The sequence below is a fragment of the Polymorphobacter sp. genome, assembly GCF_051860865.1.
Lineage (GTDB): Bacteria > Pseudomonadota > Alphaproteobacteria > Sphingomonadales > Sphingomonadaceae > Sandarakinorhabdus.
Window position 1 is genome coordinate 1 of record NZ_JBIMKZ010000009.1, and the last position, 8,439, is coordinate 8,439.

Genomic DNA, 8,439 nt, shown 5'->3' on the forward strand with positions numbered 1-8,439 from the left:
ATCGGGGTCCGGGGCCAAGGCCCCGGCCGCCGGAGGCGCCTTTCTGCCCGCCGGAGGCGCCTTTCTGCCCGCCGGAGGCCCCTTCCCTTCCTGCGGCCCTGCGCTAGGCTGAACCCCATGCACATCGAAACGCCGGCCCTTGTCTGTGCGCTGCTTGCCCATGGCGAGAATGGCGTGATCGTCCGGGCGTTGAGCGAGGATCATGGGTTGCTGGCCGGCTATGTGCGCGGCGGGCGATCGCGGCGGCTGCGGCCGGTGCTGCAGCCCGGCAATGTCGTGGCGATGGTGCTGGCGGCGCGGGTGGAGACGCAGCTGGCGTCGGCGACGGTCGAACTGATCGAGCCGCGCGCCCCGCTGGCGTCGACCGGCGCGGCGCTGGCGGCGCTCGAATGGACGACGGCACTCACGGCGGCTGCGCTGCCCGAAGAGGTGCCGCATCCGGCGCTGCATGCAGCGCTGGACGGATTGACCAGGGCCTGTGCCGAGGACGCGGGCGCGCTGGCGCTGGCCGAGGCGGTGGTGCGCTATGAGCTGCTGCTGATGGCCGATCTCGGCTTCGGGCTCGACCTCAGCTGCTGCGCGGCAACCGGCAGCCGCAGCGACCTCGCCTATGTGTCGCCGAAATCGTCGCAGGCGGTCAGCCGCACCGCCGGGGCGCCCTGGGCGGCGAAGCTGTTGCCGCTGCCGGGCTTCCTGACTGGTCGGGAACAGGCGTCGGCGGCCGATGTGCGGGACGGGCTGGCACTGACCGGGCATTTCCTCGCCCGCAACGTGCTGACCGGCCGGGCGGCGGGGCTGTTTGCAGCGCGCGAGCGGCTGGTGACCCGGCTGCCGGCGCCGACGATGGTGGACGAAACCGGAACGCCCGGCTAATCGAGGCCATGGCCAAGACCACCACGCTCCCGCCCGCAACGCCGCCGCCCGGCCCGCCTGCAAACCTGATTGTCGACACCCCGTTCGATACCGCGCTGTCCGACCGCTATCTCGTCTATGCGCTGAGCACGATCACCGCACGCTCGCTGCCGGACCTGCGCGACGGCATGAAGCCCGTGCACCGGCGCATCCTCTGGGGCATGCGGCTGCTGCGGCTCGATCCGGCCTCGGCCTACAAGAAGTCGGCGCGTGTCGTCGGCGATGTGATGGGCAAATATCACCCGCACGGCGACCAGTCGATCTATGACGCGCTGGTCCGGCTCAGCCAGGATTTCTCGCTGCGTTACCCGCTGATCGACGGCCAGGGCAATTTCGGCAACATCGACGGCGATAACGCGGCTGCCATGCGCTACACCGAGGCGCGGCTGACGGCCGCCGCCGCCGAGCTGATGGACGGGCTCGACGAGGAATGCGTGCCGTTCCGCACCACCTATAATGGCGAGGAGGAGGAGCCGGAGGTGTTCCCCGGCGCCTTCCCCAATCTTCTGGCCAATGGCTCGTCCGGCATCGCCGTGGGCATGGCGACATCGATCCCGCCGCACAATGTCGCCGAGGTGCTGTCGGCGGCGCTGGCGCTGCTGGCCGAGCCGGACCTGCCCGAGGCGCGGCTGATGGAGCATATCCTCGGCCCCGACCTGCCGACCGGCGGCGTGCTGATCGAGCCACGCGCCAGCATCGCCGAGGCCTATGCCACCGGCCGCGGCTCGTTCCGGCTGCGCGCCCGCTGGCGCAAGGTGGAGGAGAAGAACGGCCTCTGGCACATCGAGATCAGCGAGATCCCCTATCAGGTGGTCAAGGGCAAGCTGATCGAGACGCTGGCGACGTTGCTCAACGACAAGAAGCTGCCGCTGGTCGCCGACCTCGATGACCAGTCGGACGAGCAACTGCGCATCACCATCGAGCCGCGCGCGCGCACCGTCGACCCCGAGGTGCTGATGGAGAGCCTGTTCAAGCTCACCGACCTCGAGGTCCGCGTCTCGCTCAACATGAACGTTCTCGATCATGGCCGGCCGGGGGTGCTGTCCCTGGGCGAGGTGCTGCGCAAATGGCTGGTCCACCAGCGCGAGGTGCTGATCGCCCGCGCCCGCTACCGCCTCGGCAAGATCGACGCGCGGCTGGAGATCCTCGGCGGGCTGATCAAGGCCTATCTCAACCTTGACGAGGTGATCCGCATCATCCGCGAGGCCGATGATGCCCGCGCCGAGCTGATCGCCGCCTTCGACCTGACCGTGACCCAGGCCGAGGCGATCCTCAACATGCGGTTGCGGAGCTTGCGCAAGCTCGACGAGCTGGAGATCACCCGCGAGAACCAGGCGCTCACTGCCGAGGCGAAGGACCTGCGCCACCTGCTCGATACCCCGGCCGAGCAGACCCGCCGGCTGACCGCGACGCTGACCCGGCTGCTGGCCACCTATGGCCCGGACACCGAGCTCGGCCGCCGCCGCACCACCATCGCCGATGCGCCCGACGTGCGCTTCGTGCCGCTGGAGGCGATGATCGAACGCGAGCCGCTGACCATCATAGCCTCCGAAAAGGGCTGGGTGCGGGCGATGAAGGGGCATATCGACCTGGCCGGCGCCGATGCGCTGAAGTTCAAGGAAGGCGACGGCCCGGCCTATGCCTTCCACGCCCATACCACCGACAAGCTGATGGTCGCGACCTCGGACGGGCGGTTCTTCACCCTGTCCCCCGAGAAGCTGCCCGGCGGGCGCGGCTTCGGCGAGCCGCTGCGGCTGATGATCGACATCGCCGAGGGGGTCGGCATCGTTACGCTCGCCCCGCACCGGCCGGACGGGACGCTGCTGCTGGCCAGCAGCGATGGCCGCGGCTTCCTGGTGCAGGCCGAGGATGTGCTGGCCGAGACGCGCAAGGGCCGGCAGGTGATGACGCCGCGCCCCGGATGCAGCCTCAAGCTGGTCCGGCCAGTCGGCGCGCAGGACGACATGGTCGCCACCATCGGCGACAACCGCAAGCTGCTGGTATTCCCGCTCGCCGAGCTGCCGACGATGGCCCGCGGCCAGGGCGTGGCGCTGCAGAAGTACAAGGACGGCGGGCTGTCCGACGCGCGCAGCTTCGTAATGGCCGAGGGGCTGAGCTGGCCGATGGGCGGCGCCAGCGCCCGCACCCGCACCGAGGCCGACCTCAGCTTCTGGCAAGGTGCCCGCGCCTCGGCCGGGCGCCTGCCGCCAACGGGGTTCCCCCGCGACAACAAGTTCGCATGATGCGACTTTCCAGCCCTTCACTGGCCGGCTAGGCTTCTGACATGCTTGGAATCGCCATCGTCCTCCTGCTCAACCTTGCCTTCGGGGCCTGGGTCGTGCGCCTGATCGTCAAGGACCCGGCGAACCTGCGCAAGCGGCGCCAGCCCCCCCCTGCCCGCCCCGGCGACAGCCCGGATAGTCGTCCGCCCGAAGGTTGATAGGCGGCTCGTCCTGCCGGTCAAATACGGCAACCTGGCCCTCACTTTCGTAACCTTCGCGCGGTTCCGGGAACATCCATCCAGCGCTGCCGTTGCTCCCGTTCAACGCAAGGAGCACCCCCCATGGCGACCCATGACAATGACATCGACGTTCTCAACGACCTGATCGAAACGACCATCGATTCCGCCGACGGCTATGAGCAGGCCGCCGAAACCGCGTCCGAAACCGATGGCGTCGGCGATCTGGCCGAGCTGTTCCGCCGCTTTGCCAATGAGCGCCATGCGATCGTCACCGATCTCCGCTCGCAGGTCGTCCTGCTCGGCGGCGAGCCGGAAGAAGATGGCAGCCTTCTTGCCGGCGCCCACCGCAGCTTCCTCAAGCTGAAGAGCCTGTTCGGTTCGGGCCGCCAGCGTATCATCGAAGAAGTCGAAGCCGGCGAAGACGTGATCAAGGCCAAGTACAAGTCGGCGCTGCAGAAGGATTTGAGCGCCAACACCCGCGCGGTGATCGAGAAGGCCAACGTCTCGGTGCTGGCCGGCCATGACACGATGTCGGCGATGAAGCACGCCCATGATTGATTGAATACCGCCCGGCGTTCCGGCGCCGGGCGGCTCTATCAGGCGTCCGCGGCCAGCGCCGCGTCGACCAGCGCCGCCACGGCCGCCGGCTCCCTCGGGAAGCCCGCCGCCACCCATTTCCGCTCGAACAGTGCCAGCCGCGCCGCCACCTCGGGGCCAGGGCCGATGCCGCGTGCAACGAAATCGCGGCCCGACACTGGCAGCCGGGGGCGTTCCCAGCGCGCCAGCTGCCGGGCGTCGTCGACGCGGCCCGCGATCAGCAGCCGGTCCATCAGCGCCTCACCACCGATCGCCCACGCGGCGGCATAGATCGGCTGGGCGTCGGCCGGCGCGACGGCGAGGCCGATGCGCGCCCGGTCGGCGTTGGAGAGGCGTAGCCGGTGGGCGACGCCCTCGGCTATGGCGCGGTCGGCGGGCAGCAGCGCCGCCAGACGGCGCCGCCAGTCGGGTGCCTCGCCGGCGGCTGTCTCGCTGGCGATGGTGCGGGTCAGCGCCGGCAGCCTGGCCGCGTTGATCTCCGGCAGCACCGGGCGCAGGATGCCGGCCTCCAGCATTACCGCCAGCACCGGCACCGGGTCGGCGACGCCAAGCAGCCCGCGCATCTCGATGGCGATCCGCTCGCGGGACAGCGCCATCAGGTCGTTGGCGCGTTCCCGGCACGCCGCCAGCCCCTCGGCGTCGAGCATGTCGGCGAAGCGCGCCGAAAAGCGGAAGAAACGCAGAATGCGCAAATGGTCCTCGGCAATGCGCTGGAGCGGATCGCCGATGAAGCGGACGCGGCGGACGGCAAGATCGGCCTGGCCGTCGAAATAATCGTCGATCTCGCCGCCGGGCAGGCGAGCATAGAGTGCATTGATGGTGAAGTCGCGCCGGGCGGCATCGGCCTTCCAGTCGTCGGTGAAGGCGACTTCGGCGTGGCGGCCATCGGTGGCGAGGTCGCGGCGCAGCGTCGTCACCTCGGCAACGAGCGGCCCGGAGATCGCCGTTACCGTGCCATGCGCCAGCCCCGTCGGCACCGCCTTCAGCCCGGCCGCCGCCAGCCGCGCCATCACTGTCTCGGGCGTCAGCACGGTGGCCATGTCGATATCGGCGGCGGTGATGCCGGTCAGCGCGTCGCGGACACAACCGCCGACCAGCCTGGTGTGGCCGTCGGCGGCCTCCAGCGCGGTCAGTAGCCGCGTACCGGCTTCGCTGCCCACCCAGTCGGGGATGGCGATCCGGGCCGTCACAGCAACCGCCTCGACAGGTTGACGATCATCCCCGCCGTCGCCCCCCAGATCTCGCGCTCGCCGTGGCGGATGACATAATAGCGCTGGCGGCGGCCGCGCCATTCGCCGTGGCGCAGCTCATGGTTGGCCGGATCGAGCACATGCGCCAGCGGCACATGGAACAGCTCGGCGACCTCATAGGCATGGGCGGCGAGCGCCAGCCCGGCCGGCACCAGCCCGACCACCGGCTGCACCGAAAAGCCGGTGCCGGTAACATAGGGATCGAGCTGGCCGATGACTTCGACATCATGACGCGACAGCGCCACCTCCTCCTCGGCCTCGCGCAGCGCCGTCATCACCGGGGACAGGTCGCCGGGATCGACGCGGCCGCCGGGGAAGGCAATCTGGCCGGCATGGCGCTTCAGATGCGCGGTGCGCCGGGTTAGCAGCAACTGTGGCTCGGCCTCGCGGGTTACCGCCATCAGCACCGCCGCCGGCATCAGCACAGCGTCGGTGACCTCGGGCTCGCCCGAAATGTCACGGTCGCTGCGCCAGCCGGCGCCGCCGGTGTCCGCCAGCAGCGCCGCCCGCAGCCGGTCGATCGGCATCAGCCAGACCCCAGGAACGGATAAAAGACGCCGCCCGACCACAGGCCCGGCGCGTCCGGCGCCTCGGCGAGGGCGATGTCGGCGAGCTCATAGAAGACCGGGCGGTTGATCAGCGCCTGCAGCCCGGCGCGGACATGGAGATAGGGCCGCGGCGTGCCGTCTTCGGCCTGTTCGATTCGCAGGCCATGGTCGGAGCCGGCGATGACGAGATCCTCGGTATTCAGGCGGAACACCAGCGTGCGGTCGGCGCCCTTGCCATGGCTTTCGACGGCGACGGCAACGAACGGCGCATCCTCGACCTCGATGTCGAGCTTCTCGTGCGGGGTCACCAGCACATGGCCGCCATCGGCCTCACGGCGCAGGATCGTCGAGAACAGCTTGACCAGCGCCGGGCGGCCGATCGGCGTGCCCTGGTGGAACCAGGTGCCGTCGACGGCGATGCGCATCTCGCTATCACCGCAGCGGTCCGGGTTCCACAGATGGACGGGCGGCAGGGCGCGCTGCTGGAGGACGGACGACAGCATGTCGAGCGAGGAAGCAGGGTCGGCCATGGCTCTTACATAGTCACCCCAGCCCGGGGTGCAACGCCGGCGGCGCCGCAGGCGAAGCGCATGAACAGCTCAGGCGGCGGCGCGGTCCTTGGTTGCTGGCTCCAGCCGGCCCTGGACCGGCAACCCCTCGGCGCTGCCGCGCAGCAGCAACCGGGCGCGATCGACCGGCCCCGGCACCTGCCAGCCACCGGTTGCTGCGGCGGTGAAGCCGAAGCGGCCATAATAGGGCTCGTCGCCGATCAGCAGCATCGGCGACAGGCCAGCGGCATCGGCACGGGCCAATGCCTCGGTCATCAGCAATGTACCGACGCCGACGCCGTCATGGGACAAGGCGACGGCCACCGGCCCGAGCAGCACGAGCGGCGACAGGCGGCCATCGCTGCCGCGCAGCTGCAGGGGCCAGCACTGGACGGAACCGATCAAGGCGTCGCCGTCGCGGGCTACCAGACACAGGTCAGGGATCGCGTTCGTGCCGTCGCGCAGCCGATAGGCGGTGCGATTATGGCGCGCCGGGCCGAACCGCGAATCGAGAATGGCGTCGATAGCGGGGCTATCGGCCACCGTGGCAGGAGAAAGGGTGATCAAAGCAGAGGGAACTTTCGAACGAGCAGGGCCGCCGGTACCGCCACCATGGCGGCCGGCATCAGCCTCGTCGGCTCATCGAAAAGATGATTGTCCTCATGCGCGTTCATCTAGCATGAAACGCGCAGCCGCACAATTGTTCCACAGCTAGTGGAGGCGGCGATCCAGCCCGGCGATTGCCGCTTCGGTGAGGCGGTCGTGCATCGCCGGATCGGCCTTGGCGGCGATCAGTGCCGCCGCGGCTGCGGTCACCTGGCGGGCGAGTTCGCCGCGCAGTTCGACCTCGGCACCGCGCTCGGCAGCAACGATCTTGGCTTCCGCCGCAGCCGTGCGGCGGGCGATGGTCTCGGCCGCGGCCTTCTCGCTGTCGGCCATCAAGGAGGCGGCTTCGACCTGCGCCCGGGCGACGATCGCTTCGGCATCGCGGGTGGCGGCTTCGGCGCGTGCCTTGGCATCGGCGAGCAATGTCTCGGCCTCGGCGCGGAGCGCACTGGCTTCATCGAGTTGGCGGCGAACGCCGGCGATGCGGCCATCGAGCGCCTCGGCGATCCGCTGCGGCAGCTTGCCGAGAATGATCGCCAGGGCGAAGAAGATCGCCACGGACACATAGACCCAGGTTTCCGCGCCCAGCCCGAGCAGCGTTTCCTCGGCATGGGCGCCGTCATGCGGCACGCCCAGCAGTTCCGACCCTTCGACCGGCTCGCCGAAGGCGCCCGGCATCGCCATGGCCGGCGGGTTGAGTTGATCAGCCATTACGCACGTCTCCGGCCGGCGCCGCAGCCTGCAAGGCCGCCGTCACATCGGCAGTCTGCACCTCGATGCCGGCAATCCGCCGGACAGCATCGGCAGTCAGGTCCGCCGCCGAGGTGGCCAGCGATTGCCGTGCCTTGGTCCGCGCCGCATTCAAGGTCGCCACGGCGGTCTCGGTGCGGGCGTCCAGCTCGGCGGCCAGCACGGCCAGCCGTTTTTCAGCTGCCCGGGCTGCCGCATCCTTGGCGGCCGCGACTTCGGCCTGGGCCGATTTGCGCGCCGCAGCCATTCCCTCGTCATAGCGGGTGCGAATGGTGTCGGCCTGACCCTTGGCGGCTTCCGCCGCATCCAGATCGGACGCCACCCGCGTTTCCCGCGCCTCGATCACCCGGCCCACCTTGGGGAGCGTCGGACGCACCACCACGAAATAGAGCAGGGCAAAGATCGCCGCCAGCCAGACCAGCTGGGGGATAAAGACGGAAGGGTCAAACTGCGGCACGGAGCCCTGCCTCAGCCGAACGCGAGGGCGAGGGCGACAACCGCGGCGATCAGGCCGAGGGCCTCGGTCACGGCGAAGCCGAAGATCAGACGGGCGCCGAGCTTGTCAGCGGCAGCCGGATTGCGCAGCGCGCCCGACAGGAACATGCCGAAGATCAGGCCGACGCCGATGGCGGCGAAGCCGGCACCCATGGCAGCGAGACCGGCAGCAATCAGCTTTGCAGATGCGACGTCCATTATAAGTCCTTCCAAAAAACCAGATTAGTGAAGATTGACAGCGTCGTTGAGATAGATCGACGCCAGCAGGGCGA

11 protein-coding genes are annotated in these 8,439 nt (G+C 69.5%); 4 read left to right on the plus strand and 7 right to left on the minus strand.

Features of this window, described 5'->3' with window-relative positions; translation table 11 throughout:
* The first annotated feature begins 117 nt into the window (after window positions 1-117).
* From recO to ACTIFJ_RS02930, 4 genes are all read left to right on the plus strand, one after another.
* Window positions 118-873, plus strand: coding sequence for a DNA repair protein RecO (gene recO / locus ACTIFJ_RS02915; RefSeq protein ID WP_439532587.1), 756 nt, complete (start codon window positions 118-120; stop codon window positions 871-873).
* Window positions 874-881: 8 nt separating this feature from the next.
* Complete coding sequence (parC, locus tag ACTIFJ_RS02920) at window positions 882-3,155, plus strand: DNA topoisomerase IV subunit A (protein ID WP_439532588.1); 2,274 nt, start codon at window positions 882-884, stop codon at window positions 3,153-3,155.
* A 41-nt stretch (window positions 3,156-3,196) separates the two neighbouring features.
* Window positions 3,197-3,352, plus strand: a complete 156-nt coding sequence (locus ACTIFJ_RS02925) for a hypothetical protein (RefSeq protein ID WP_439532589.1) — start codon at window positions 3,197-3,199, stop codon at window positions 3,350-3,352.
* A 123-nt stretch (window positions 3,353-3,475) separates the two neighbouring features.
* Window positions 3,476-3,931 (plus strand): PA2169 family four-helix-bundle protein, encoded by a 456-nt coding sequence (locus ACTIFJ_RS02930; RefSeq protein ID WP_439532590.1) that lies wholly within the window; start codon window positions 3,476-3,478, stop codon window positions 3,929-3,931.
* A 38-nt stretch (window positions 3,932-3,969) separates the two neighbouring features.
* On the opposite strand, the gene ACTIFJ_RS02935 is transcribed toward ACTIFJ_RS02930, so the two are convergent.
* From ACTIFJ_RS02935 to ACTIFJ_RS02965, 7 genes are all read right to left on the minus strand, one after another.
* Window positions 3,970-5,160, minus strand: a complete 1,191-nt coding sequence (locus ACTIFJ_RS02935; protein WP_439532591.1) for a CCA tRNA nucleotidyltransferase — start codon at window positions 5,158-5,160, stop codon at window positions 3,970-3,972.
* Complete coding sequence (locus ACTIFJ_RS02940) at window positions 5,157-5,747, minus strand: CoA pyrophosphatase (protein WP_439532592.1); 591 nt, start codon at window positions 5,745-5,747, stop codon at window positions 5,157-5,159. The genes ACTIFJ_RS02935 and ACTIFJ_RS02940 overlap by 4 nt, the downstream gene beginning before the upstream one ends.
* A complete protein-coding gene (locus ACTIFJ_RS02945) occupies window positions 5,747-6,298 on the minus strand; it encodes a DUF1285 domain-containing protein (RefSeq protein WP_439532593.1) in 552 nt (183 codons plus the stop codon). The genes ACTIFJ_RS02940 and ACTIFJ_RS02945 overlap by 1 nt, the downstream gene beginning before the upstream one ends.
* 69 nt (window positions 6,299-6,367) lie before the next feature.
* Window positions 6,368-6,859 (minus strand): GNAT family N-acetyltransferase, encoded by a 492-nt coding sequence (locus ACTIFJ_RS02950; protein ID WP_439532594.1) that lies wholly within the window; start codon window positions 6,857-6,859, stop codon window positions 6,368-6,370.
* 168 nt (window positions 6,860-7,027) lie between these two features.
* Window positions 7,028-7,633: a F0F1 ATP synthase subunit B family protein gene (locus tag ACTIFJ_RS02955; RefSeq protein ID WP_439532595.1), complete on the minus strand. Its 606-nt coding sequence runs from the start codon at window positions 7,631-7,633 to the stop codon at window positions 7,028-7,030.
* A complete protein-coding gene (locus ACTIFJ_RS02960) occupies window positions 7,626-8,129 on the minus strand; it encodes a F0F1 ATP synthase subunit B family protein (RefSeq protein WP_439532596.1) in 504 nt (167 codons plus the stop codon). Before ACTIFJ_RS02960 ends, ACTIFJ_RS02955 begins: the two co-directional genes overlap by 8 nt.
* Window positions 8,130-8,140: 11 nt before the next feature.
* Window positions 8,141-8,365, minus strand: a complete 225-nt coding sequence (locus ACTIFJ_RS02965) for a F0F1 ATP synthase subunit C (protein ID WP_416908336.1) — start codon at window positions 8,363-8,365, stop codon at window positions 8,141-8,143.
* Window positions 8,366-8,439 lie beyond the last annotated feature (74 nt).

Bases quoted from the DNA above. Each gene is read 5' to 3' on its own strand.
- ACTIFJ_RS02965 (WP_416908336.1), bottom strand. From the start codon at position 8,365: ATGGACGTCGCATCTGCAAAGCTGATTGCTGCCGGTCTCGCTGCCATG.
- recO (WP_439532587.1), top strand. From the start codon at position 118: ATGCACATCGAAACGCCGGCCCTTGTCTGTGCGCTGCTTGCCCATGGC.
- ACTIFJ_RS02940 (WP_439532592.1), bottom strand. From the start codon at position 5,747: ATGCCGATCGACCGGCTGCGGGCGGCGCTGCTGGCGGACACCGGCGGC.
- ACTIFJ_RS02930 (WP_439532590.1), top strand. From the start codon at position 3,476: ATGGCGACCCATGACAATGACATCGACGTTCTCAACGACCTGATCGAA.
- parC (WP_439532588.1), top strand. From the start codon at position 882: ATGGCCAAGACCACCACGCTCCCGCCCGCAACGCCGCCGCCCGGCCCG.
- ACTIFJ_RS02945 (WP_439532593.1), bottom strand. From the start codon at position 6,298: ATGGCCGACCCTGCTTCCTCGCTCGACATGCTGTCGTCCGTCCTCCAG.
- ACTIFJ_RS02955 (WP_439532595.1), bottom strand. From the start codon at position 7,633: ATGGCTGATCAACTCAACCCGCCGGCCATGGCGATGCCGGGCGCCTTC.
- ACTIFJ_RS02925 (WP_439532589.1), top strand. From the start codon at position 3,197: ATGCTTGGAATCGCCATCGTCCTCCTGCTCAACCTTGCCTTCGGGGCC.